Here is a 23,551-nt window from a genome sequence, read left to right on the forward strand (position 1 = left end):
GCGTTCGGCGTCACTTGCCAAACTGTCGACCTCCGGAGGCTCAGGTGATCAGGCCGTGGTCGTCCCGGCTCGGTCCATCCTGCCGGGGTAGGTGTGTCAGATGACCCCCGGTGGCACCTCAGGTGCTCCGGGGGTCGTCGTCGTCACCGGAGTGGGCCGTTACCTGGGTGCCCACGTGGCGGCCCGACTGGCCGCCGACCCGCGCATCGAACGGGTCATCGGAGTCGACGCACCGGACTCCGGCACTGAGTTCACCGACCTGCTGGACCGGGTCGAACGGATCCGCGTCGACAGCGGTTCGCTCGGTGGCCTCCTCGCCGACCTGGACGTCGACGCGGTGGTGCACCTCGCGCTGGTCACCTCACCCGACCCGCAGCATGGTGGCCGGTCCGCGATGAAGGACCAGAACGTCATCGGCAGCATGCAGCTCCTCGCCGCCTGTCAGCGGGCGCCCCGGCTGCGGAAACTCGTGGTCCGTTCGTCGACCGCCGCGTACGGGGTGTCGTTCCGGGATCCGGCGGTCTTCACCGAGGAGACCGAGCCCCGCGAGGTGCCGCGCGGCGGTTTCGGCCGCGACATCCTCGACCTTGAGGGGTACGTCCGTGGGTTCCGGCGCCGCCGCTCCGACGTCACCGCCACGGTGCTGCGCTTCGCCCCGTTCATCGGGTCGACCGCCGACACCACGTTGACCCGCTACTTCTCGCAGCCCTTCGTGCCGACCGTTTTCGGCCGCGACCCCCGTCTGCAGTTCCTGCACTTCGACGACGCGTTGGAGGTGCTGCACCGGTCGATCGTGGAGGACCATCCGGGCACGTACAACGTCGCCGGTCCCGGGGTGCTGTCGCTGTCCCAGGCGATCCGGCGCGCCGGCCGAGTCGCAGTGCCGGTGCTGGAGCCGGGTCTCTCCGGGGCCGCCGCGCTGGCCCGCACCATGGGCTTCGGCCGTTACGGCCTGGACCAGGTCGACCTCTTCGTGCACGGCCGGGTGGTCGACACCAGCCAGCTTGAGCAGGAGTACGGCTTCACGCCCCGGTCGACGGTCGAGGCGTTCGAGGACTTCATCCGCGCCCATCACGGTGGGGTGGTGGTCACCCGGGATCAGCTGGCCGCTGCCGAGAAGCTCGTCCTGGACGGCATCCGGCAGGTCCGGTCAGCGGTGCGGGACCGGTCATCATGAGCGCACCGGAGGAGGGGCGCGACCCGCAGTCGGTCGGGCGTTTCGACGTACCCCAGCAGGTGCCCCCGCCGGACGCGGAGCCGGCGCGGCGCAACGGACACCGATCGGCCGCGCAGGCCGCGTCGACCCCGACCCCGACCCCGGCTGCGACACCGACCCCGGCCGCCGAGGTCGACGCCGGACTTTCCGGGGGCACCGAGCCGGCGGTGGTGGACCGGCCCGGGGACCACTGGGACCGCAAGGTCGCGAACGGGTTGGCGTTCCTGCGCCGGCGGCTCTCCGGTGACTACGAGGTCGACGAGTTCGGCTTCGACTCGGAGTTGACCGACGCGGTCTTCCACCCGTTGCTGCGGCTGCTCTACCGGGACTGGTTCCGTACCGAGGTCAGCGGGGTGGCGCACGTTCCCGTGGACGGGCCCGCCCTGGTGGTCGGCAACCACTCCGGGACGGTGGCACTGGACGCCCTGATCCTCTCCGCGGCGCTGCACGACAAGCATCCCGCCCACCGCTACCTGCGGCTGCTCGGCGCCGACCTGGTCTTCCGGATGCCGGTCGTCTCCGAGCTGGCCCGCAAGACCGGCGGCACGGTGGCCTGCAACCCAGACGCCGAGCGGCTGCTCGGCAACGGCGATCTGGTCGGGGTGTTCCCAGAGGGCTTCAAGGGCATCGGCAAGCTCTACGCCGACCGGTACAAGCTGCAACGCTTCGGGCGGGGCGGGTTCGTCTCGGCGGCGCTGCGCACCGGCACCCCGATCGTGCCCGTCGCCATCGTCGGCGGCGAGGAGATCTACCCGATGCTCGCCGACATCAAGCCCCTGGCGCGGCTGCTCAAGCTGCCGTACTTCCCGGTCACGCCGACGTTCCCGCTGCTCGGCCCGCTGGGCATGGTGCCGCTGCCCAGCAAGTGGCTGATCGAGTTCTGCCCGCCGATCCCCACCGCGCACCTGACCGACTCGGCGGACGACCCGCTGGTGGTCTTCAACCTCGCCGACCAGGTGCGGGAGACCATCCAGCAGACCCTGCACACGCTGCTGGAGCGACGGCCCGACCCGTTCGGCCCTTAGCGCCTGCGGCAACCCGCTGGGCCGGCCTGCGGCGGAGCCCAGACGCGCGAGCGGACGGCTCAGCCGGCGCGTCTGCGGCGCTGTAGGGCCAGGCCGGCGGTGACCGCGCCGGCCACCAGCCCGGCCGCCGCCGTCGACGGTACGGCGATCTTGACCGCTCGCCGGCCGGTGCGGAAGTCCCGTACCTCCCAGCCGTGCTGGCGGGCCTGCCGCAGCAGAGTGCCGTCCGGGTTGACGGCCACCGCCCGGCCCACCGCGCTGAGCAGCGGTAGGTCGTTCGCCGAGTCGCTGTAGGCCGCGCAGCGGGTCAGGTCGAGCCCTTCCACCGCGGCGAGTTGGGTGACCGCCTCGGCCTTGGCCGGCCCGTGCATCAGGTCACCCACCAACCGCCCGGTGTACGCCCCGTCGACCACCTCGGCCACCGTGCCGATGGCGCCGGTCAGGCCGAGCCGGGCAGCGATCACCCGGCCGATCTCGACGGGAGCGGCGCTGACCAGCCAGACCCGCTGACCGGCGTCCAGGTGACGCTGCGCGAGCTGGTGGGTGCCGGCCCAGATCCGGGGGGCCATCAGCTCGTCGAAGATCTCCTCCGCGAGGTGCTCGACGTCGTTGACCCGCCAGCCCGCGACGAAGGCCAGTGCCGCCTCCTTGGCCAGGGACATGTCACCGGCGTGCTCCCGGGCCAGCAGCCGGAAGCGGAGCTGCTGCCAGGCGAATCGGGCCAGGTCGGCGGTGGTCACGTAGTTCCGGGAGGCGAGCCCACGGGCGAACCAGTAGATCGACGCGCCCTGCATCATCGTGTTGTCCACGTCGAAGAACGCCGCGGCGGTCGGGTCGGGTGCGCTGACCGGGGCCAGGTCGGTTTCCGCCCAGCCGGCGGTGTGCCCCTCGGCGTCGGTGCTGACCGTCACCTTACGGCTACGCGCCACGCGTTTCCCTTCCTCGCCGGTACGACGGATGTTCCCTGGCGAGGGTATCCGCCGCAGACGGTCGACCGGCCGGGCACAGAGCGAACTGTGGCGCGGCCGGTCGGGCGTGCGGTATAGGGGCGCGGTCAGCGATCCCCGGGGCAGGCGCTCGGGGCCGGGCCGAGGGCGTCGCTGGCGGTCGGGGCCGGCAGGCCGCAGGTGATCGCAGCGCGCAGCTCGTCCGAGCGTTCCCGGATGCTGTCCAGCAGCAGCAGCGACCGGTGGGTCCGGTCCCGGTCGACGCGGGTGCTCCCGTCCAGGAGACCGCGTACCGCCCGGCGCTGGCTCGACACGAAGGTGTTGAGGGTGTCCAGGCTGCCCGACTCGGCCCGTTGCACCGCGGCCGAGGTCAGCAGGCGAACGCCCTGCCGGGTGTCGGCGTCCATGTCGTCGAGGACCGCGCTGTAGCCGATCCGGTCGCCGCGCAGCTTGGCGGCTTCGCCGAGTCTGGTCCGGGCGAAGTCCAGGAAGAGTTGGCCCCGGCTGATGTCCGAGCTGGCCAGGGCGAGCTGTGCCCGTTCGGTGGAGCGCTTCATGCCGTACAGCGCGTCGCCGGGCACCGCGTTCTCGCTGGCGGCCGAGATCCCGGAGACGGCGATCGCCCCGGCGGCGATGCCGACCAGGATCGCGCCCCGGGCTCGGGCCCGTCGGGCGGTGACCGCCGGCAACAGCCGCCCACGAGCGGTCGTCGCGGTCGGTTCGCTGGCCACCGCCGGTGTGCTGCCCAGCCCTTCCCGCTCGGCCGTCGCGAGCAGCATCGCCCGCAGGCCGGTGCGGAAGTCCTGGTCCACCTCGACAGCCGGGGGGTCGACGCTGAGCCGCTGACCCACTGCGACGAGCGGCGCGAGTTGCCCGTCCACCCGGGATCGCACGTGGTGTCGCCGAGCGCCGTTGGCCTCGTCGAGAAGCTGCGCGAAGCGCTCCGCGCGCCGGCGGGAGAAGATGGTGTTGTCCACCGCTGGCACCTCCTCTCGCTGGTCACGGCCGGTCGGCCGCCGTCGTTGCCAGCGACCGGGCGGCAGTGTGACACCACGGAGGTGAGGTGCCGCCGGCGTGCCGGTCGGACCTCGGTGCCCCGGGCCTGCCGGGACATCCACCGGTCGCACCCGGAGAAACGCGGCGGGCCGTGCACGGGTTACGGGCCGGACGGAGCGGAAATTACAGAAAGTGATGGTCATCACCGGGCGGGACCGACTTTGAGCTGCGCGGACGTTGATCGACGCCCGTCGGTCCCGCCGTAACAAACTACGGCTGGAAGCCGTCGGGCAGCAGTCGGGCCAGGGCGCGGACGGCGCGGTACTGGAGGGCCTTGATGGCTCCCTCGTTCTTGCCCATCGCGCGGGCCGTCTCGGCGACCGAGAAGCCCTGGAGGAAGCGGAGCACGATGCACTCCTGCTGCTCCGGGTTGAGCTGCTTCACGGCGGTGAGGAGCGCGACATTGGTGATGTGCTCCACCACGGCAGCTTCCGGGCTGCCCTCCGGGCCCCGGTCCTCCCGGTCGGCGTCGAGCACGTCGCCGGTGGTGACCTCCAGCCGGTACCGGCCCGACTTGAAGTGGTCCGCGACCAGGTTGCGGGCGATAGTCACCAGCCAGGCGCCAAGGTCGCGGCCCTGCCAGGTGAAGCTGCCGATCCGCTTGAGCGCGCGCAGGAAGGTGTCCGAGGTGAGATCCTCGGCGAGTTGCCGGTTGCCGACCCGGAAGTAGACGAACCGGAAGACCGTGTCGACGTACCGGTCGTAGATCAGACCGAACGCCTCGGACTCGCCGGCCTGGGCCCGCTCGATCAGCGTCCAGACCTCGGTTGCCGGGTCGGACGGATCCGGGCGGCTCGGAAAACCGGTCGGGGTGGTGGCGGTGGTGGCCGGCACCGCCGGGATCACCGCTGTCTCACCCGCCGCCGGGTCGGTGGTGACCGCCGGTGTGTCGCTTATCCGACGGCCCTGCACGGGCATGGTGGGTCGGGCGGGTACGGCCACCCGGCCGCCGGCCGGCTTCGCGTTTCCACCGGGCACCGCGGGCCGCGGCGGTGGCTCGTTGTGGTGCGGCCGGCTCCGGATCCGATGCGCAGCGCTGTCACCCCGCACGACGCCTCCGGGCTGCTCGTCCAGTGGGGCGCGGGCCGCTGGTCGCTCGTTGACGTGGGAGCGGGCCGGCTGACCGGTCAGGCCGACCGGGCGTTCCGCGTAACCGAAGGTGGTCATCGTGTTGCCCCCGTCCCGTCGGCTGCCGGGCGGGCCGGTCTGGGTCTCGTCGGGGCGGACCGACCGGGTGACCGGTCGGGCAGGACGGTCACGGGAATTGCCGACTGGCGGCAATTCCCCTGGAGGTGCTGGTCCAATGCGCTCACAGGCACGGGGGCCTCCTCGGGCTGAGGGGTGTCGACTCACGGCAAATGGGGTGACCCGACCCGAGTGATGATAGGGCCAACGTCACCCGCGCGTGGCAAGTCCGTTACACAAGGCGGAAGTATTTCCCGCTCCGTCGCACCGGTGGCGGACCGGTTGTCCGTCGTGTGCGATTGACTTTCCGTCGGCACGGTGATCCAGGATGGATGCCCAGGTCGGAGGCGTGCCGCCCGTTCGGCTGACCCGGCGGGCCGGCCGGTCGGGCGGGGGCTACCGAACTGCCCATGATCGGCGTCGCTCGTCCCATCGGCAGGACCTGACCGGAGCGCCGATGGCACACCGGACAGTCCCGTACATGGGACTGTCGTGTCGTCGCCCTCCGGGCCCGCCCCCGACCGTCGGGCGTGGCCCGTCGTCGTGCGCTGTGCCAGACTCGATCACCGTGCAGGACGCCTCGGAAAGCCCCGCGCCGAACCTCGCCGACCGGGTCCGCCGGGCGGCTCTCGACCGCGCCGACCGGCCCGCGCTGCACTGGCATGGGCACACCCTCAGCTGGTCCGAACTGGACACCGCGGTGGACGCCGCCGCCCGCGGCCTGTCCGCCGCCGCGCCGCCCACCGGCTCCGGTGCCACGCCCCCGCGCGTCGCCATCGCGCTGCCCAACACACCGGACTTCGTGATCTCCTGGCTCGGCGCACTCCGCGCCGGGCTGGTCACCGTGCCGGTCAACCCCGGCCTCACCGCCCCGGAGCTCCGGCACGTGCTGGCCGACTCCGGCGCGTCGGTGCTCATCGCCACCGACCGCGTCCGCGACCTGGTCGTCGACGTGGCCGCCGAACTGCCCGCGCTCATCTCCGTGCACGGCACGCCACCGACCGCCGAGGCACCCGGGCCGGCGCCCCGCCCTCGACGAGGCGGCGCGGACCTGGCCGTACTGCTCTACACCTCCGGCACCGAGGGGCGACCCAAGGGAGTGATGCTCTCGCACCAGGCGCTGGTCGCCAACCACGAGCAGGTCGCGGAGATCGAGCCGCCGGTGATCGGGCCGACGGACACCGTTCTCCTCGCGTTGCCGCTGTTCCACGCGTACGGGCTCAACTCGGGGCTCGGCGCGGTCGTGCACCACGGCGCTACCGGCGTGCTCCTCGACGAGCCGGGCCCGACGGCCGGCCTCGACGAGATCGCGCGGCACCGGGTCAGCGTGCTGGTCGGCGTACCGTCGATGTTCCTGACCTGGGCCGGTATGGCCGAGGCCCGCGCGGCGACCGCGTCGGTGCGGGTGGCGGTCTGCGGCGCGGCCCCGCTCGAACCCGCGGTCGCGGCGCGCTTCACCGAGGTCACCGGGCATCAGGTGCACATCGGGTACGGCCTCACCGAGACCGCGCCGGTGCTCACCTCCACCCTGGTCGGCGGCGTGGCCAAACCGGGTTCGATCGGCCGGCCGCTGCCCGGGGTGCGGCTGCGCCTCGTCGACGCGGACGGGATGGACCTGTGGCGCGACGGGCTGGCCGTCCCCGACGACGACCCGGATGAGCTGGACATCTCCGACGTGGCGCCGGGCACCGACCCGGGGCAGATCGTGGTGTGCGGCGCCAACCTCTTCACCGGCTACTGGCCCGACGGTCGGGGCGGCCCGGACGCCGACGGTTGGTGGGGCACCGGCGACATCGCGTACGCCGACGAGGACGGCGACCTCTTCCTGGTCGACCGGCTCGGCGAGTTGATCCTCGTCAACGGGTTCAACGTCTATCCGCACGAGGTCGAGCTGGTGCTCGCCGGGTATCCCGGGGTGGCCGAGTCGGCGGTACTGGGTGTGCCGCACCCGCGAACCGGCGAGACTGTGCGGGCGTACGTGGTGCCGGCGCCGGGACGACCGGTGACCAGCGAGGAGTTGCTCGCCCACTGCGCACGGAACCTGGCCCGGTTCAAGTGCCCGACCGCCGTCGAGTTCGTCGACGCCCTGCCGCACTCGGCGATCGGCAAGGTACGCAAGACCCAGCTCCGGTCGGCGACGCCGACCGACCGCACGGAGGTAACCGATGGCAACTGACGCCCGACTCGCCCTGATCACCCGACCCGGCTGCCACCTCTGCGACGACGCCAAGGCGGCGCTCGACCGGGTGGTCGCGGTCACCGGCGACAAGTGGGTCGAGTGGGACGTCACCGGCGACGAGGGGCTGGAGCGGGAGTACGGGGACCGGCTGCCGGTGGTGATGCTCGACGGCAAGGAGCACGGCTACTGGCGGGTCGAGGAGGACCGGCTGCTGCGGGACCTGACCACGCCGCAGCTCTGAGGAGTGCCTATGGTGCTCAGATGACCCCTGCGCCCCCGCACCTCGTCTGGGACTGGAACGGCACCCTGCTCAACGACCTCAGCCTGGTGGTGTCCGCCACCAACGTCGTGTTCGCGAGCCTGGGCGGGCCGACGGTCACCCCGGACGAGCACCGGGTGCGGTTCCGCAGGCCGATCGCCGAGTACTACGCCGAGGTGCTCGGGCAGGCCGTGGACGACGACGAGTTCGGCCGACTCGACAAGATCTTCCACGAGGCGTACCGCACCGGTTTGACCACCTGTGAGCTGGCCGCCGACGCGCGCGCCGCGATGGCCGCCTGGCCCGGCAGCCAGAGTCTGCTGTCCATGTGGTTCCACGAGGAGCTGGTCCCGACCGTGCACACGTACGGGTTGACCGGCCACTTCGCCCGCGTCGACGGGCTGCGGGCCACCGTCGGCGGCGGCCGCAAGGCCGAACCGCTACAGCAGCACCTGGCCGAGCTGGGCGTGGACGGCGCCTCGGTGGTGCTGATCGGCGACTCCATCGACGACGCGGACGCGGCGCTCGCGGTGGGCGGCCGTGCCGTGCTCTACACCGGCGGGTTCACCGACCCGGCCCGGCTGCGCGCCTCGGGTCACCCGGTGGCCGACACGCTCACCGACGCGGTGGCCCTGGCCCGGGAGGTCAGTTCCGCAGGTAGGTGAGGACGGCCAACACCCGCCGGTGCTGTTCGGTGTCCGGCGGCAGGGTCAACTTGGTGAAGATGTTGCGCACGTGCTTCTCCACCGCGCCGTCGCTGACCACGAGGGCGCGCGCGATGGCGGTGTTCGAGCGCCCCTCGGCCATCAGGGCGAGCACCTCGCGCTCACGGGGGGTCAGCTCGCGCAGCGGGTCGTCGCGGCGACGCCTGGCGAAGAGCTGACCGACCACCTCCGGGTCGAGCACCGTGCCGCCGCCCGCCACCCGGCGCAACGCGTCCAGGAACTCGTCGATCGCGGCCACCCGGTCCTTGAGCAGGTAGCCGATCCCGCCGCCGGCGCCACCGGTGGTGGCGAGCAGATCATCGGCGTACGAGACCTCGACGTACTGGGAGAGCACCAGGATCGGGGTACGCGGCACCAGCCGACGTGCCTCCACGGCGGCCCGCAGCCCCTCGTCGGTGTGCGACGGCGGCATCCGGACGTCGACGATCGACACGTCGGGCCGGTGCTCGACCACCGCCTCGACCAGGGCGTCACCGTCCCCGACAGCGGCCACCACCTGGTGCCCACTCTCGGTCAGCAGCCGGACCAGCCCCTCTCGGAGCAGGACCGCGTCGTCGGCGATCACGATGCGCATGGCTGTGTTGTCTACCACGTCCGGCCCGTCGTCCGGGCTCGGCGCGGTGGCTGACCGCTCACAGCGGCAGCTCGGCGCGGATCTCGGTGGGGCCGCCGGTCGGGCTGACCACCACCAGTTCGCCACCGGCGGCCCGGACCCGGTCGGCGATGCCGGCCAGCCCGTGCCCCTTCGCCAGGTGCGCACCGCCCTGCCCGTCGTCGCCCACCCGTACCTGCAGGCGGTGGCCCTGCCGGGCCACGGTAACCGTGGCCTCGGTGGCCCGGCTGTGCTTGGCGACGTTGGTCAGCGCCTCGGACACCACGAAGTACGCGGTGTTCTCCACCGCCGGGTCGAGCCGCCCGGCGGGGGTGCCGAGCTGCGGGTCCACCTGGAGCTCGATCGGGATCAGCCCGCGGCCGGCGATCGCCGCCAGGGCGCTGGGCAGACCCCGGTCGACCAGGATCGGCGGCGCGATGCCCCGGGACAGGGCTCGCAGCTCGGCCAGCGTGTCCCGGGTCTGGGCGACCGCCTCGTCGATGGTGCGGCCGGCCGCCTCCGGGTCCGAGGCGAGCTGCATCCGGGCCCGGCTGAGGTCCATCGCCAGCCGGACCAGGCGCTGCTGGGGGCCGTCGTGGATGTCACGTTCCAACCGGCGTAGCGCGGAGGCCTCGGCGGACACGGCGGCCCGCTTCTGCTCCTCCAGCACGGTGATCCGGTCGCGCATCTCGGCCACCCCGGTCAGCATGGCCTTGGCGAAGCTGGCCTGTAGCAGTGCGCAGCCCCGTACCACGATCGGCAGGGTGATCAGGAAGAACACTCCGAGCGCCGTGTACAGGCCGATCCGGGCGGTGGTGGAGTCGCCCAGGCCGAGAAGCTGCGCCAGGTCCTGGTCACCCTCGCCGTCGGCCCGGGGCAGGGCCCAGTCGTAGGCCCAGTAGAGCGAGCCGGTGATCGCCGCGGCCCACCAGGCCACCGTCACCACGAAGGTGCCCAACGCCGCGATCAGCCGCAGGATGCCGTGCGCCAGATCGAGCCAGGACTGGGCGTCCCGGATCGGCACGAAGATCCGCCGCCAGGCGTTCGCGCCCGCCTCGGGCAGCCGGTAGTGCGGCCGGATCCGGGGCTGGTGGAGCACCGCGGGCAACCGCAGTCGCTCGATGTCGGCCAGCCCTCGGGCGGCGTACAGGGTGCCGCTGAGGATCGGCAGGCCGATCACCGTGACCACCAGGCCGATGCCGACCGCGAGGCCGACGATGAGAAGGACGAAGCTGGCCACCGCCAGGGGCAGGCCGAGCACCACGTACCCGGAGTCGACGAAGAGCTGGCGGGGGATGCTCGGTGCCAGCGTCGGTCGGTCGCTGGTGGCGGCAACGGCGGTCATACCCAAAGGCTAGGCAGCTGGGCTCGGTGTCCCCATCCCGAAACCCCGCCTCTTCTGCGTAGTGCTGCCCCTACCACCGCCGCGAGGACCCCGGGGGAGGGTCGGCGCGGGATTGGTCAGAGAAGTCGGGATTGAGCAATAATCGCCCGGGCGGTCAGCGGACCAGGCCGTTTAATCGATCTTGTGGGATGGAGGTGCTGGTGAGGTCGCGCCACGCAGCGGCAAGATCGCGATTTGTGCACGTCTTCACAAGCGCCTACGCTGTGACTCCGACGCGCCCTGCTAGCACAGCCGGCAATCTCGGTCGCCAGCGGGAGTCCACAAACGGCCGACCAGCGGAGTTGGCCGAGGATCGCACCGCACGGAGTCTCATGAGTCAGCACCGTCACCCAGGCGCGCCCGGCCGCGCCGGTGCCGTACCGGCGCTCCCGGATCTGCCCGAGGCAACCGTCGCTCGGCTCCCGGAGTACCTGCGCGCGCTGCACAACCTCGCCGACACCGGGCACGAAACGGTCTCCAGCGAGGGTCTCTCCGCCGCCGCCGGAGTCAACTCCGCCAAGCTCCGCAAGGACCTCTCCCACCTCGGCTCGTACGGCACCCGGGGCGTCGGCTACGACGTCGCGCTGCTGATCGAGCAGATCGAGTATGTGCTCGGGCTCACCCAACGCCGGGCGGTCGCCCTGGTCGGCGTGGGTAATCTCGGTCACGCTCTGGCCGGCTACGACGGCTTCGCCAGCCGAGGCTTCCGGATCGCCGCACTGCTCGACGCCGATCCCTCCCGGGTCGGTGAGGAGATCAACGGCCTGGTGGTCCGGCATGTCGACGACCTGCCGACGGTCGCCGCGGAGGAATCCCTCGCGATCGGCGTGATCGCCACCCCGGCCGCCGCCGCCCAGCAGGTCGCCGACCAACTGGTCGCCGTCGGCGTGACGAGCATCCTCAACTTCGCGCCGTGCGTACTCTCGGTTCCGGAGGGGGTCGACGTGCGCAAGGTCGACCTCGCCATCGAGCTGCAGATTTTGTCCTTCCACGAGCACCGCAAGGCGTCGCTGACCGCGTTGCCCGCCACCGGCGGGTCCGCTCTCACCGCCCTGCCGGGCGGGTTCGCGGCCACCGACACCCAGGAGGCGATCGGCACGTGAAACTGCTCGTCGTCGGCGCGTCCTACCGGACCGCCCCGGTCGCCACGCTGGAGCAGCTGGCCGTGCCCCCCGCCGACCTGACCCGCACCCTGGACCGCCTGGTCGCCCAGCCGTACGTGACCGAGGCGGTGATGGTCTCCACCTGCAACCGGGTGGAGGTCTACGCCGCCGTGTCCGGTTTCCACGGTGGGCTCGGCGACGTCTGCGCCGTGCTGGCCGAGCAGGCCGGCAGCTCGCCGACCGCGCTCGCCAGCCACCTGTACGTGCACTACGACAACGCTGCCGTCGACCACGTCTTCCGGGTCGCCACCGGTCTGGACTCGATGGTGGTGGGCGAGGCGCAGATCCTCGGCCAGCTGCGTGACGCGTACCACTGGGCCACCGGCGCCGACTCGGCCGGCCGGCTGCTGCACGAGCTCATGCAGCAGGCGTTGCGGGTCGGCAAGCGGGCGCACGCCGAGACCGGCATCGACCGGGCCGGCCAGAGCGTCGTCACCGCCGCGCTGGAGCTGGCCGCCGGGCACCTCGACGGCGACCTCGTCGGCCACCCGGCCCTGGTGGTCGGCGCCGGCGCGATGGGTTCGCTCGGGGTGGCCACGCTGTCCCGGCAGGGCGCCGGGCCGCTCACCGTGAGCAACCGGGGCGCCGACCGGGCCGTCCGCCTCGCCGAGTCGTACGGGGCGACCGCCGCGCCGATGACCGAACTGGCCGACACCATCGCCACAGTGGACATCGTAGTGGCCGCCACCGCGTCCACCGAACCGGTCCTCACCCGGGCGGTGGTCACCGCGGCGCTGGCCGAACGCGACCCGGCCCGGGGCCCGCTGGTCCTGCTCGACCTGGCCGTCCCGCGCGACGTCGAGGAGGGCGTCGCCGAGCTGCCCGGCGTCGAGGTGATCGACATCGACCGGATGGCGGCGCTGCTCGCCGACGGTCCGGCGGCTGCCGACGCCGCAGCCGTCGAACGGATCGTGCTCGGCGAGGTGGAGGGCTTCCTCACCTGGTTGCGCGGTGCCGACGTGGCTCCCACCGTGGCCGCGCTACGTGGCCGGGCCGACGACGTGGTCAGCGCCGAGCTGCGCCGGCTGGCCCAGCGTCGCCCCGACCTCGGCGACGATCTGCGGGCCGAGGTGGCCCGCACGGTGCACCGGGTCGTGCAGCGGCTGCTGCACCAGCCCACCGTCAAGGTCCGCCAGTTGGCCGCGGAGCCCGGCGGCGACCAGTACGCGGCACTGCTGCGCGAGCTGTTCGACCTCGAGGTGCCGCAGACCTCGCCGGTCGACACCGTTCCGGACGTGCTGACCCCCGACCTCGGCATGGCGCTCCCCGGCACCGACCCGGTGTCCGGAGCCGACGCCGCCGAACCGATCCCACCAACCGGAGGTGCGCGATGACCGCCCCCCTGCGCCTCGGCACCCGGGGCAGCGCCCTGGCGATGGCCCAGTCCGGCCAGGTCGCCGAGGCGCTGACCGCAGCCACCGGCCGCCCGGTCGAGCTGGTCGAGGTGGTCACCGCGGGTGACCGCTCCAGCGCGCCGGTGCACCGGCTGGGCGTCGGGGTGTTCGTCTCCGCCCTGCGCGACGCGCTGACCGCCGGAACGATCGACTTCGCCGTGCACTCGTACAAGGATCTGCCCACGGCTGCCGCCGGCGGGCTGCACATCGCGGCGGTGCCGGCCCGGCAGGACCCGCGCGACGCGTTGGTGGCCCGCGCCGGCCGGACGCTCGCCGAGCTGCCGCCCGGGGCCACCGTGGGCACCGGCGCGCTGCGCCGGATCGCCCAGTTGCACGCCCTCGGCCTGCAACTGGAGGTCACCCCGGTCCGGGGCAACATCGACACCCGCCTGGGGCGGGTGCTCGGTCCGGACGCCGACCTCGACGCGATCGTCCTGGCCCGGGCGGGATTGGCCCGCATCGGCCGGACCGACGCGATCACCGAGACGTTGGACCCGATGCTGATGCTGCCCGCCCCCGCTCAGGGTGCGCTGGCCGTGGAGTGCCGGGTCGACGACCAGGATCTGGTCGAGCTGCTCGCGGTGCTCGACCACGCACCGTCGCGTGCCGCGGTCACCGCGGAACGCGCGTTTCTGGCAACCCTGGAGGCCGGGTGCAGCGCACCCGTCGCCGCCTATGCCGAACTCGCCGAAGGTGAGACCGGCGATGAGATCTACCTGCGCGGGGCGGTGATCAGCCCGGACGGCACTCGTGACCTCCGGCTGTCCCGCACCGGAACGCCCGCCGACGCGGCGGAGATCGGTAAGGCACTCGCCGCCGAACTCCTCGACCTCGGCGCCGACTCGATCCTCGGCCACGAAGGACACACCGGCCCGGGGACCCAGCAATTTGGGAGCACAGAATGACCCGCACCCGTAAGCCCGTCGGCCGTATCGCGTTCGTCGGGGCTGGCCCCGGTGACCCGGGCCTGCTGACCCGTCGGGCCCACGACGCCCTGGTCGACGCCGACCAGGTGATCTACGACCGGGGAGTCCCGGAGTCGTTGCTCACCGTCGTGCGCGCCGAGGCCAGGGACGATGCCGAGTTCACTCCGGCCGAGGGCGCGCCGGGGGACGTGGCGAAGGTGCTGATCTCCGCGGCCCGCTCCGGGCTGAACGCGGTGCACCTGGTCGCCGGCGACCCGTTCGGGCACGACTCGGTGGTCAAGGAGGTGCAGGCGGTGGCCCGCACCGCCGCCCACTTCGAGGTGGTGCCCGGCGTCGGCCAGGCCGAGGGTGTGGCCACCTACGCCGGCGTCCCGCTGCCGGGGGTGCGTACGGCCGCCGACGTCGAGGACGTCAGCGCACTGGACTTCGAGGCGCTGGCCACGGCGGTCGGTCGGGGCTCGCTCGCGCTCGCGGTGGATGCCGGTGACCTCGCCGCCGTCCGGGACGGGCTGCTCGCCGCCGGGGTCGACGGCACCACCGGCGTCGGGGTGACCGGCGACGGCACCGGCGAGACCCAGTACACGACCACGTCGACCGTGGACAGCTTCGTGGCCGCCGCGCTCGGCTTCACCGGCCGGGTGGTGCTCACCGTCGGTGTCGGGGTGGGGCAGCGCGACAAGCTGAGCTGGTGGGAGAACCGCCCGCTGTACGGCTGGAAGGTGCTCGTACCCCGCACCAAGGAGCAGGCTGGCGTGATGAGCGCCCGGCTGCGCGCGTACGGGGCGATCCCGTGCGAGGTGCCGACCATCGCGGTCGAGCCGCCGCGCACCCCGGCGCAGATGGAGCGGGCGGTCAAGGGCCTGGTCGACGGCCGGTACGCCTGGGTGATCTTCACATCGGTGAACGCGGTCCGCGCGGTCTGGGAGAAGTTCGCCGAGCACGGCCTCGACGCCCGGCACTTCGGCGGCGTCAAGATCGCCTGCATCGGTGAGGCCACGGCGGACGCGGTCCGCGCGTTCGGCATCCAGCCGGAGCTGATCCCCGCCGGGGAGCAGTCCTCCGACGGGCTGCTGGCCGAGTTCTCGCCACACGACGAGATCCTCGACCCGGTGGGCCGGGTGCTGCTGCCGCGTGCCGACATCGCCACCGAGACGCTCGCCGCCGGGCTCACCGAGCGCGGCTGGGAGGTCGACGACGTGACCGCGTACCGGACGGTGCGGGCCGCGCCGCCGCCCGCCGAGATCCGCGACGCGATCAAGTCGGGCGGCTTCGACGCGGTGCTCTTCACCTCGTCCTCCACCGTGCGCAACCTGGTCGGCATCGCCGGGAAGCCGCACGCCCGGACCGTTGTTGCCGTCATTGGGCCCAAGACGGCGGAGACCGCGACGGAGTTCGGTCTGCGGGTCGACGTCCAGCCGCCGCACGCCTCGGTGCCCGACCTGGTGGAGGCGCTCGCCGCCTACGCCGTCGAGTTGCGCGAGAAGCTGGCCGCCATGCCGGCCAAGCAGCGCCGTGGCTCGAAGGTTCAGGGCCCGACCGCCCTGCGCTTCCGGTAGTCGTTCGAGGAGGCCCTTCCATGTCGTACCCCGAGATCCGGCCCCGCCGGCTGCGCCGCAACCCGGCGGTCCGCCGGCTAGTGTCCGAGACCCGGGTCGACCCGGCCGAGCTGGTCGTGCCGATGTTCGTCAAGGAAGGGCTCACCGAGCCCCGGGCCATCTCGTCGCTCCCGGGGGTGCTCCAGCACTCCCGGGACTCGCTGCGCAAGGCGGCGGTAGAGGCGGTCCAGGCCGGTGTCGGCGGGATCATGCTCTTCGGCGTGCCGGAACAGCGGGACCCGACCGGTTCCGGCGGCATCGACCCGAACGGCATCCTCAACGTCGCCATCCGGGACGTGGTGGCCGAGGTGGGCGACGCCACTGTCGTGATGAGCGACCTGTGCCTCGACGAGTTCACCTCGCACGGGCACTGTGGGCTGCTCACCCCCGACGGTGAGGTCGACAACGACACCACCCTGGCCGCGTACGCCGAAATGGCGGTGGCCCAGGCCGCCGCGGGGGTCGGCATGGTCGGGCCGTCCGGGATGATGGACGGCCAGGTCGGCGTGGTACGCCGGGCGCTCGACGCTGCCGGGTATCAGGACGTCTCCGTGCTGGCGTACGCCGTGAAGTACGCCTCCGCCTTCTACGGCCCGTTCCGTGAGGCGGTGGAGTCGGCGCTGGAGGGCGACCGGCGCACCTACCAGCAGGACCCGGCCAATCTGCGTGAGTCGCTGCGCGAGGTCGCGTTGGATGTCGCCGAGGGCGCCGACCTGGTGATGGTCAAGCCGGCGCTGCCCTACCTCGACGTGGTGTCGGCGGTGCGGGCCGCGGTGGACGTCCCGGTCGCCGCCTACCAGGTCTCCGGCGAGTACGCGATGGTCGAGGCGGCCGCCGCGAACGGCTGGATCGACCGGGAGCGGGTGATGCTGGAGACGCTCACCTCGATCAAGCGGGCCGGCGCGCAGGTCATCCTCACCTACTGGGCCGTCGAGGCCGCCAACCTGCTCCGCCAGCGCTACTGACCGGCCCGCCTACGATCATTGGCTCATCCTCCCGCGCACCGATCGCGGCACGCCCGATGGGGCGGGCACCGGGCGTGGCCCCGACTGCCGGTCGGGTATTGGTCGGTTCGGCGATCCGCTGCTCCGTCGCGGCCGTGTCCCCCCTTTGCTCTGCACCCGCGGATGCGACGGCTACGACGGCGGCGGCTATGACGACGACGACGGCGGCGGCTACTACGGCTACGGTCCGCTACCGGTGCCTATTGGGGTGCAGAGCAAAGGGGGAGGACTGGGGTTGGATGGTCGTCCTCCCGTTCCCCCCTTGCGGCACTGCGGCGAGGACGCGCTGTGCCGACGCACCCGCTTTCGCCGGCCGGGGCGGGAGCCATCCCCCAGGGGTGACAGGCAGCCGGTTATCCACAGGTCCTTCCGTTGTCCACAGGTCGGCCGGAGGGGACTGCGCGGAACGGAGCGAGCCGGGACGGTGACGGTATGGGCAATTCACCGACACCCCCGGATGCAGGAGCACTCAACATCGACAGTTGGACCCCCGACGGTCCGAGCCCCAGCGAGCCCTCCGACACCCCATGGCCGGTCGTTGGCATCGTCCGGGCGGTCCGTCGGCAGGCCGACCTGAGCCAACGTGAGCTGGCCCGGTGGGCGAGGGTGCACCACGCGACCATTGGCCGTATCGAGGCCGGTCGGACTGTGCCGAGCCTTGAGCTGCTCCGCCGGATCGTCGGGGCCGTCGGATGCCGGCTGGCCGTCGTCGACGAGTCCGGCCGGGTGCTCCGGCCGATGCAGGACTGGGAAGACACCCGCGACGGCGCGGGGCGCCGCTACCCGTCGCACCTGGACACCATCCTCGACCCCGAGCCGGGGGAGTGGTGGGCGGACATCTACGGGCTGGCCCGCCCGCCCGAGACGTTCTACCGCGATCGGGAGGTCCGGGACGCGATGCGTCGGCGCAGCCGGTGGGAGGTGCGGGTGGCCAGGCACCGCGGCGATCCGCCGCCGCCACAGCTCTGGCGGTACCGCTGACGCAGGACGGACGACGGCCCGCCGAACCCCACTCGGGGGCGGCGGGCCGTCGTCGACCACGTTCCGCGATCAGTCGTCGTTGGTGATCGTTCCAGTCGCGAGCGGGTCGGCCAGCCGCAGGCCGGGCACGCCCGCCACCAACAGCGTCAACTTCTCGTCCGCCTCCCGTCTGCGGTCGCCGCGCACCGTCACCGGGAACGCCACGGACGTCTGCCCGGCGGTCAACACCTTGCAGCCGGCGTACAGGTCGAAATCCGAACCCGCCTGCGCCGTGAGGCCGACGGTGGCGGCGCAGAGCAGCACCGACTGGGACAGCGGCCGGGACACGGTGGCGCTGAAGGTGAGCTGCCGGGTGCCCTGGTCGCCCTCGGCCACCGCAGCGTCGGCCACCGTCAACGACGCACGGGACCGGAACCGGGCCACCTGCGGGTCGTGGTCACTGGAACCCCGCGACCCGTCACCGGCGAACTCCGCCGGCCAGTCGGCGTTGATGTGCGCGGCCCGCACCTGCACCAGGTCGCCGTGGAACGCGTCGTTGACGAACAGGTGGTCCAGCGTCTGCGCCTGCCCCTCGAAACTGTACGAGTAGGCCGACGCCGGCACGTCCGCGACGAGGTTGTCCCACAGGTTGTGCAGACCGGCCTCGTAGAGCGGGGCGAGCTGGTCTGACGGCGTGGGCTGGTCGCCGGTGGCGATGGGGTCGTCAGGACGGGGGAAGACGTTCAGGTCCCCGCCGTAGACCACCCGGGCGGTCTGGTCGGCTGCCTCGATCGCGGTGACGATCGCCGCACCGTAGCGCGCCTGCTCCCGCCGCTGCCCGATCCGACCGTCCGGGCCGGAGGAGTAGTGGTTGCTGAGCGCGTACAGGGTGAACCGCTCGGTCGAGCCGGGTGACGCGGCCACGCTGAACTTGCCCAGCTGCGGAGCACGGGTGAAGACGTTGTTCCCATCCCGACCGGTCGACGTGTCCACATCCGCTGGCAACACCGCGTTGAGGGCCTTCGGGTTCTGCACGTCGGCGTTGGCCGGCAAGCCCGGAGCCCGGTACTGAACGGTCGGTGCCGAGCCCAGCAGCGGGTCGTTCGCCGTCGCGGCCGCCAGCGACACCCGGTCCGTGCGGTACAGGAAGGCGGCGGTGATACCGCGGGCGTCCGCGCCGGTCCGGTCATAAGCAGCGGTGTACGCGGGACCACCCGCCGCCGCCACCGTGAGCGCCAACTCCTGGATGCTGTCCGGAGCGCCATCGGCGTTGTTGGTGTCGCCGCAGCTCAACGCAGCCCCGGAGACCGTGCAGATGTCCTGGTCCTCAGCCTCCTGCACCAGGATCAGGTCCGGTGCGTGCAGATCCTTGACGATCTGGTCGGCGAGGGCGGCTAACTGCTCGCGGTATTCCGCCTCGCTGGCCGGCACGTAGTCGAACGGCGGGCTGACCCCGGTGCAGCCGGCGTTACCGGCGAAGTCACAGCCGTCGAACGGGTCGTCGCGGTAGTCGTACAGGTTCTCCACGTTGTAGGTGGCCACGGCCACCTCCTGCGACCGGTCGGCCGGCCTGGGCGGGTTGTTCTTCGACGGGTCGGCCCCGGCGGCGAACTCCGCCCGCTCGACCTGAACGCCGTACTTCTCGAACGAGTAGTAGACCCCGCCCACCGCGTCCGCCCGCAACGTGTCGAAGGTGTGTGCCGGCGGAAGCAGCGCGGCGCTGTCCCCGGCGGTGGCCTTCACGCCCATGCTGCCGAGCAGCGTCCGCTGACCGTTGCCGTCGTCGAAACGGCGGGTCGGGTCGTTGTCCAACGGGTGCGAATCACGGAAGACCCGCCGCGAGTACGGGTCGGCCCGGTCCAGCAGCGGGTCGTCGCGGTCGACCACCCACAGCTCCGCGTCGGCGGTGGAGGAGAAGACGTCCCGGCCGCTCACCGCGCCGCTGCCCGCGCGAACCCGCATCCGGGAGCCCTCGTGCCGCTCCCAGAATCGCTGCGCGTCGGTCAGCGCGGCCGGCGGGACCGCGTCGGTCACCGCGACGGCGGTGTCCACGGCCAGCCCAACGCCGATCCGGCGCACCAGCGACGCACCGGAGAGCTGGGTGAAGTTGTAGTACTCCGACACCCGGGCCCGCAGCACGACCTCATCGCCGACCGTCGGCACGTAACCGCCGATCAGCGAGGTGAACGCGCCCATGAACACGAAGATCCCGTCGGAACTGGTCGGGTCGCCGTCGGTGTCACCAACGCGGCTCTGCAGGAAGAACCCGTGCTGATCCGCCCCGGCCGAGGTGCGGGCCACTGTCAACTGGGTGATCACGCCGCGTACGTCGTACAACGTGCTGCTCGTGCCGTTGCCGCTCGCCGGTGCGAGCGGTGACCGGTCGGTCGGACCGGACTCGGTGTCGGTGGTCGGGCCCTGAACCTCGCCGACGGTGAGCTCCCGGGTCACCTGCACGGCCAGCGCGCAGCTGGCGGTGCCGCCGCCCGCGTCGGTGGCGGTCAGGGTGACGGTGTACGCCCCGGCGGCGAGGTCGGCGCTCACGCCGACCGTGGCGCGGGCGGTGCCGCCCACCCCGTCGGCCGGGGTGAACGCGGTACGGGTGATCGAGCCGGCGGTCGGGCTCGGGCTGATCGCGGTCACCGTCAGGTCGACGATCGTGTCGTCGGGGTCGGCGGCGGTCACCTCGCGGCTCGCGGCCGTGCCGGCGGCGGTGACCAGCGGCCCACCACAGGTCAGCGTGGCCGGCACGTCGACGGGGCCGCCCCCATCCACGGTGTGCGCGCCCAGCCCGTCAAACGTGTCGACGGGGAAGCCGGCCCACTGAGTGGCGGGGTCGAACGCGTCCGACGGGTCGGTGTCACCGGCGGCCACGCTCGCCAGCCGGCGCAGGGTGTTGTCCGCGGTGCTGGTGACGCCGGCACCCCACTCGCTGCCCGGATCGACACCTACCTGCCCGATCGAGTCGAGCACTGTGGTGCCCCGGCGCAGCACGATCGCGTCGTCACCGTTGAAGAGGCTCGCCCCGGTCGTCTGGTCGGCCTGGGCGAGGATGGCGGCCCCGGCCGAGGCGCTGGCGAACACGAACGCGTCGCCGGCCGCCACGCTGCCGGTCAGGGCGATCGTGGTCGCCGTGGTGGAGCCGTTGAAGTAGAGCTGCAACTGGTAGCCGCCGGCCGTCAGGTCCACGGCGGCACCGGTGCCGTTGAACAGCTCGATCGCCTTGTTGTTCGACGAACCCTCGACGTACTCCGAGATGAACAGGTCGGTGGGCGCGGCGCTGGCCGCGATGGGTGCGACGCCGAGCGCCGTGACTGTCACGGCGGCGGTGGCGGTCGCGAGCGCGGCGATTGAGCGGCGCGGGCGCATAGGGCCTCCACGATGGGTGGATGGGGTCAACGCACGTTAAGGTGCGCCACTGTCCACCGTCCATCCCCTAATGGACAGTTTCGTGAATTTCTCAGCGCGGCGGATCGAGGCGATGCACCAGCTCAGCGACGTCGACGCTGTATTCGCACCAGTCCCGGTCGGGGCGGTAACCCAACTCCGCGTTGACCTTCAGCATCGCCTCGTTGGCCTGCGCGTTCCAGGTCTGCACCTCGATCAGCTCCGGCTCGGCGGAGCGTAGCTCCAGCAGCATCCGGGCCTTGATCGCCCGATCGATGCCGTAGCCCCGGTGATCCTGCGCCACGATCGTGTCGTACTGGTCGGCGCGGGTCGGGTGCTGCGCCGGCACCACCACCTCGGTCAGGCCGGCCACCTCACCGCTCTGCTCGTGCTGGGCGAGCACGATGTACGGCTTCATGCCCCGCCGGTGCAGCGTGTCGAGGCTGTCGCGCAGCCGCTCCGGGTCGTAGGAGCTGGGGCGCAACTCACCGTCGTCGACGTCGCGCACCTCGGCCTTGGCCCGCGCGTACGCCTCGATCAGGTCGTCCGGCGGCCCGCCCGGGAAGAACTCCAGCTGGTAGCCCGAACCGATGCCGGTGGCCATCTCGGCCAGCTCGGCCCAGTCCACCGCGGTCAGGTCGAGCACGCTGCGTGTCTCCACGTACTCCCGGTTGAAACCGAGCGACTCGTAGAACCCGATGGCCGGCGTGTCGCCGACAACCTCGACCCCGATCGACCGGAAGCCCTCCTGGTAGACCCGGCGGGCGGCACGCAACACCAGGTCACGGCCGAGGCCGCTGCGCCGCGCGGACGGGTGCACCAGCACCTCGAGCACACCGATGTCACCCAGAAGGAGCACGTGCACCTGGCCGAGCACCGCACCGGTGTCGCCCGTGTCGCCCGGCTCAGCCTGGGCGATCCACGAGATCCGCCGCTCGCCGGGCATCACCTCGGCGAGGTATTCCCGCAGCGAAGTCTCCCGCCAGGGCGGGTCCTGCGGCAGATCAGCCGCCAGGACCGCGTTCAGCGTGGCCAACAGCGACGCGATCTCGGCGGACGACGCGGTCCTGGGGTCCCACTCGCGCACCATCACCCGTCTAGCTTGCCGGTAACAGAGGCTCGGGGGAAGTGTCCAGTTCTCCAAGGTATCGAGACGATCACTTCACGACCGACTAGCCCGTCCGTACCGGTTCGCGGTGTCGTAGACGTCCTGGGCGTACCGCCGTACATCGTTGTAGGAGAGAATCGCGTTCCACCAGTCGCCCGGGATGCTCAGGTTTCGGCCGCCCTTGCAGAGGTAATTTCCCGCTGCCAGGGCGGCGTCGTCCAGATCGTGTGGGTCCTTGCTGCCGTCGTTGTCGGCGTCCGCGCCGATCTCCTGCCAGGTGGTCGGGATGAACTGCATCGGCCCGATGGCGCGGTCGAAGGTGCTGTCCTCGTCGAGCGCCCCACGGTCGGTGTCGATGATCCGCATCCGCCCGTCCTTCCCGTCCAGCGGCAGCCCGATGATGGGGGGCAGCGCCTTGCCGTCCTGCCCCAGCCGCGCACGGTTGGCCGAGCCGTGTCCCGATTCGACCTGACCGATAGCGGCCAGCGTGGTCCAGCTCAGCGCACAGCTGCGGTTGGTCTGGGCGAGCACCAGCTCGGCGTAGCCGTACGCCTGCATGGCGATCGCGGGGACGCCGACCTTGGCACCGACCTGCTCCGCCCATCCGGCCAGAGCGTCCGACGGTCGGCCACCGGTCACCGACCCGGTCGGCAGCCCGTTGCCGGGCACCCCGCTGCTGGGCAGTGGGACGGTGGGCAGGGGCTCGGTGGGCAGCGGGCCGGTGGGCAGGCCGGACGGTACCGCCGGCGGTGCGCCCACGGTCGGCGCGGCCGAGGCGTCGACAGCTACCGGACGCGGTGCGCGGATCGCGGCCGGTACGAGCAGCCCTCCCGCCGCGGCGGTCGTGGCCACCAGCGCCAGCAGGAAGACACCGGGCAGGGTCAGCCGACCACTCGGCCGGCGGGCCCAGGCCCGCGTGGCCCGGGCCGCGGAGGCTGCTGCCTGGCGCGGCGGTAGCCGTACCGCGTGCGCGAACTGCACCCGCCGCCGACGGGCCGGGTCGGACGCCGGCACGACCGGGATCTCGTCCACAGAGGTCTTCGCCAGGTCCGTCGCACCAGCCACAGCGACCGTCTTCGCGGTCTCGGCCTCGGGCGTCTCGGCCTCGGGCGTCTCGGCCTTCGCGGTCTCGGCCTTCGCGGTCTCGGTCTTGGGGGCCTCGGCTTCGGGGGCCTTGGCTGCGGTGGGCTTGGCCGCTGGCGGGGCCGGCACAGTGGCCGCTGGCGGGGCCGGCACAGTGGCCGGTGGCGGGGCCGGCGCGGTGGTCGGGGCCTTCGCGCCCTTCGGACGCCCGCTCAGCCAGGGACGGCGCGGGCGGGGCACCTTGGGTGCCGGATCGGGCGCGGCCCCCGAGCCTTCGAGCGGCCCGTCCAGCGGCGCGGCCGGTCGTAACGGTTGCACACGCGTGTCGTCCTCGCCGTCCACCACCTGTCGAGTATCACCCAT

At 72.4% G+C, this 23,551-nt stretch carries 19 protein-coding genes; 11 read left to right on the forward strand and 8 right to left on the reverse strand.

Annotated features, from left to right (window positions below; translation table 11 throughout):
• Positions 1–100 precede the first annotated feature (100 nt).
• Together DLJ59_RS18005 and DLJ59_RS18010 are read left to right on the forward strand one after the other, a co-directional pair.
• Positions 101–1,177: an NAD-dependent epimerase/dehydratase family protein gene (locus DLJ59_RS18005; RefSeq protein WP_124773802.1), complete on the forward strand. Its 1,077-nt coding sequence runs from the start codon at positions 101–103 to the stop codon at positions 1,175–1,177.
• Positions 1,174–2,241 (forward strand): lysophospholipid acyltransferase family protein, encoded by a 1,068-nt coding sequence (locus DLJ59_RS18010; RefSeq protein ID WP_244236091.1) that lies wholly within the window; start codon positions 1,174–1,176, stop codon positions 2,239–2,241. The genes DLJ59_RS18005 and DLJ59_RS18010 overlap by 4 nt, the downstream gene beginning before the upstream one ends.
• Positions 2,242–2,300: 59 nt before the next feature.
• Here DLJ59_RS18010 and DLJ59_RS18015 read toward each other — a convergent pair whose 3' ends face one another.
• The 3 genes from DLJ59_RS18015 to DLJ59_RS18025 all read right to left on the reverse strand — a co-directional run bounded on the left by DLJ59_RS18015 (position 2,301) and on the right by DLJ59_RS18025 (position 5,411).
• On the reverse strand, positions 2,301–3,170 hold the full coding sequence (locus DLJ59_RS18015; RefSeq protein ID WP_124773803.1) for an HAD family hydrolase: 870 nt from the start codon (positions 3,168–3,170) through the stop codon (positions 2,301–2,303).
• Between the two features lie 125 nt (positions 3,171–3,295).
• Complete coding sequence (locus DLJ59_RS18020; protein ID WP_425271436.1) at positions 3,296–4,174, reverse strand: DUF5667 domain-containing protein; 879 nt, start codon at positions 4,172–4,174, stop codon at positions 3,296–3,298.
• Positions 4,175–4,454: 280 nt separating this feature from the next.
• Positions 4,455–5,411, reverse strand: a complete 957-nt coding sequence (locus DLJ59_RS18025) for an ECF subfamily RNA polymerase sigma factor, BldN family (RefSeq protein ID WP_124773805.1) — start codon at positions 5,409–5,411, stop codon at positions 4,455–4,457.
• Positions 5,412–5,997: 586 nt separating this feature from the next.
• Here DLJ59_RS18025 and DLJ59_RS18030 point away from each other — a divergent pair.
• From DLJ59_RS18030 to DLJ59_RS18040, 3 genes are read left to right on the forward strand one after another with little or no spacing between them, the layout of a single operon-like run.
• Positions 5,998–7,605: an AMP-binding protein gene (locus tag DLJ59_RS18030; protein WP_244236092.1), complete on the forward strand. Its 1,608-nt coding sequence runs from the start codon at positions 5,998–6,000 to the stop codon at positions 7,603–7,605.
• A complete protein-coding gene (locus DLJ59_RS18035) occupies positions 7,595–7,849 on the forward strand; it encodes a glutaredoxin family protein (RefSeq protein ID WP_030329740.1) in 255 nt (84 codons plus the stop codon). Before DLJ59_RS18030 ends, DLJ59_RS18035 begins: the two co-directional genes overlap by 11 nt.
• A 20-nt stretch (positions 7,850–7,869) precedes the next feature.
• A complete protein-coding gene (locus DLJ59_RS18040; RefSeq protein ID WP_124773806.1) occupies positions 7,870–8,532 on the forward strand; it encodes an HAD family hydrolase in 663 nt (220 codons plus the stop codon).
• On the opposite strand, the gene DLJ59_RS18045 is transcribed toward DLJ59_RS18040, so the two are convergent.
• The gene (locus DLJ59_RS18045) at positions 8,513–9,166 is read right to left on the reverse strand and encodes a response regulator transcription factor (RefSeq protein ID WP_030329744.1); all 654 of its coding nucleotides are present in this window, start codon (positions 9,164–9,166) and stop codon (positions 8,513–8,515) included. The genes DLJ59_RS18040 and DLJ59_RS18045 overlap by 20 nt on opposite strands.
• Positions 9,167–9,224: 58 nt before the next feature.
• Positions 9,225–10,529 carry a sensor histidine kinase gene (locus tag DLJ59_RS18050; protein WP_124773807.1) on the reverse strand — a complete coding sequence of 435 codons (1,305 nt, stop codon included), beginning with the start codon at positions 10,527–10,529 and terminating at the stop codon, positions 9,225–9,227.
• A gap of 371 nt (positions 10,530–10,900) precedes the next feature.
• Between DLJ59_RS18050 and DLJ59_RS18055 the strand changes: the two genes are divergently transcribed.
• The 6 genes from DLJ59_RS18055 (at position 10,901) to DLJ59_RS18080 (ending at position 17,631) form a co-directional block, all read left to right on the forward strand.
• Positions 10,901–11,671: a redox-sensing transcriptional repressor Rex gene (locus DLJ59_RS18055; RefSeq protein ID WP_030329747.1), complete on the forward strand. Its 771-nt coding sequence runs from the start codon at positions 10,901–10,903 to the stop codon at positions 11,669–11,671.
• A complete protein-coding gene (locus tag DLJ59_RS18060) occupies positions 11,668–13,065 on the forward strand; it encodes a glutamyl-tRNA reductase (protein ID WP_124773808.1) in 1,398 nt (465 codons plus the stop codon). The genes DLJ59_RS18055 and DLJ59_RS18060 overlap by 4 nt, the downstream gene beginning before the upstream one ends.
• On the forward strand, positions 13,062–14,030 hold the full coding sequence (hemC, locus tag DLJ59_RS18065) for a hydroxymethylbilane synthase (protein WP_124773809.1): 969 nt from the start codon (positions 13,062–13,064) through the stop codon (positions 14,028–14,030). The genes DLJ59_RS18060 and hemC overlap by 4 nt, the downstream gene beginning before the upstream one ends.
• Entirely contained in the window at positions 14,027–15,607 is a 1,581-nt protein-coding gene (locus DLJ59_RS18070) for a bifunctional uroporphyrinogen-III C-methyltransferase/uroporphyrinogen-III synthase (RefSeq protein WP_124773810.1), read from the forward strand. The genes hemC and DLJ59_RS18070 overlap by 4 nt, the downstream gene beginning before the upstream one ends.
• Positions 15,608–15,627: 20 nt before the next feature.
• Positions 15,628–16,611 carry a porphobilinogen synthase gene (gene hemB / locus DLJ59_RS18075; protein WP_124773811.1) on the forward strand — a complete coding sequence of 328 codons (984 nt, stop codon included), beginning with the start codon at positions 15,628–15,630 and terminating at the stop codon, positions 16,609–16,611.
• Between the two features lie 471 nt (positions 16,612–17,082).
• The gene (locus tag DLJ59_RS18080; RefSeq protein ID WP_124773812.1) at positions 17,083–17,631 is read left to right on the forward strand and encodes a helix-turn-helix transcriptional regulator; all 549 of its coding nucleotides are present in this window, start codon (positions 17,083–17,085) and stop codon (positions 17,629–17,631) included.
• Positions 17,632–17,700: 69 nt separating this feature from the next.
• Here DLJ59_RS18080 and DLJ59_RS18085 read toward each other — a convergent pair whose 3' ends face one another.
• The 3 genes from DLJ59_RS18085 to DLJ59_RS18095 form a co-directional block, all read right to left on the reverse strand.
• A complete protein-coding gene (locus DLJ59_RS18085; protein ID WP_124773813.1) occupies positions 17,701–20,979 on the reverse strand; it encodes a lamin tail domain-containing protein in 3,279 nt (1,092 codons plus the stop codon).
• Between the two features lie 91 nt (positions 20,980–21,070).
• Complete coding sequence (locus tag DLJ59_RS18090; RefSeq protein ID WP_124773823.1) at positions 21,071–22,087, reverse strand: GNAT family N-acetyltransferase; 1,017 nt, start codon at positions 22,085–22,087, stop codon at positions 21,071–21,073.
• 72 nt (positions 22,088–22,159) lie between these two features.
• On the reverse strand, positions 22,160–23,533 hold the full coding sequence (locus tag DLJ59_RS18095; protein ID WP_124773824.1) for a lytic transglycosylase domain-containing protein: 1,374 nt from the start codon (positions 23,531–23,533) through the stop codon (positions 22,160–22,162).
• Positions 23,534–23,551: the final 18 nt, after the last annotated feature.

Source organism: Micromonospora inaquosa (genome assembly GCF_003857055.1).
Classification (GTDB): domain Bacteria; phylum Actinomycetota; class Actinomycetes; order Mycobacteriales; family Micromonosporaceae; genus Micromonospora; species Micromonospora inaquosa.